The sequence below is a fragment of the Lysobacter sp. ESA13C genome (genome assembly GCF_019970005.1).
Classification (GTDB): Bacteria; Pseudomonadota; Gammaproteobacteria; order Xanthomonadales; family Xanthomonadaceae; genus Lysobacter; species Lysobacter antibioticus_B.
In genome coordinates this window covers 1-502 of record NZ_JAHXYK010000043.1, presented here as the reverse complement: position 1 = coordinate 502, position 502 = coordinate 1, and the positions used below count along the sequence as shown (strand labels likewise).

Below are 502 nucleotides of genomic sequence, written 5' to 3'. Positions count from 1 at the left end.
AGGTGCTGGTGATCGAGCAGCGCCGATTGCTCGGTCTGCAGACGCAGTAGCAGGTCGCGCACCGATTCGTCCGGCCGCCATTGCAAGCGCAGTGGCAAAGTGTTGATGAACAAACCGACCATCTGCTCGACGCCGGCCAGCTCCGGCGGGCGGCCCGAAACCGTGGTGCCGAAGGCGATGTCACGGCGATGCGTAAGCCGGCCGAGCAACAGCCCCCACGCCGCCTGCACGACGGTGTTGAGGGTCACACCGAGGCCGCGCGTAAGTCGGGTCAACGCTTGCACCAGATCGTCGGGCAGGTCGATGCGCAAGGTGTCGGGTACCGCCGCTGCAGTCGTGGCGGGTGCGATCCGGCTGGGCTCCTCGAAGCCGGCGAAGGCGTCGCGCCAGGCGCTGCGCGCCGCGGCCGCATCGCGCGAGGTCAGCCAACGCATGTAGTCGCGGTAGGGCGTGACCCGCGGCAGCGCCTGCGCGTCGGCGCCGTTGCGGTACAGCGCGAACA

Annotated in this window: 1 protein-coding gene; it reads right to left on the bottom strand. The window is 69.3% G+C overall.

Features of this window, described 5'->3' with window-relative positions; translation table 11 throughout:
- A partial coding sequence (locus LC490_RS24255) for a condensation domain-containing protein (protein ID WP_223621905.1) occupies nt 1-502 on the bottom strand: 502 nt, incomplete at both ends.